This window comes from Massilia genomosp. 1 (assembly GCF_011682185.1).
Lineage (GTDB): Bacteria > Pseudomonadota > Gammaproteobacteria > Burkholderiales > Burkholderiaceae_D > Telluria_A > Telluria_A rubra.
Genome location: NZ_WHJF01000402.1, coordinates 1 through 443, shown reverse-complemented (window position 1 = coordinate 443; position 443 = coordinate 1). Strand labels below are relative to the sequence as shown.

The 443-nt window shown below is 49.0% G+C and carries 1 pseudogene; it reads right to left on the bottom strand.

Annotated elements, in window-relative coordinates:
• Window positions 1-272 precede the first annotated feature (272 nt).
• Window positions 273-443 (bottom strand): annotated as a pseudogene (locus F1735_RS38645) (RHS repeat-associated core domain-containing protein); the annotation flags it as partial.

Sequence of the window (443 nt, the reverse complement as noted above, 5' to 3'; positions counted from 1 at the left end):
CTGTTTACTTGGATACCCATCAGGTCCAAATTGGAATTGATTGACTCCAACATTCAGGTGTTTCAGCGCCAACGCATTTTCATGCACGTGCACTTGGTCATGCGTCGTTCCATCTAGCGCAATTGACGGATTGTCTTTGTTTCGGGTTTTTTTCTTTGCACAACCCATCTGGTGCAGTGCTTCATGTCGAACAAGCTCATGTACGTCCAGATTATCTCCGACGTTTGTCCCACCGTTAAGACTTCCGTAGGTGCCAATTTGGCCGCTAGTAGCCAAGCCCCACGGGTCGATCCACGCATTCGGATTCGGAGCATAAACATACAGGTTCACGCCTCCGTTCAGCCCAATTGGATCCTCTGAAATAAACCGGCCAGCGTATGGGTCGAAGTAGCGAAAGCGATTGTAATGAAGCCCTGTTTCCTAATCAAACTGCTGCCCTTGGA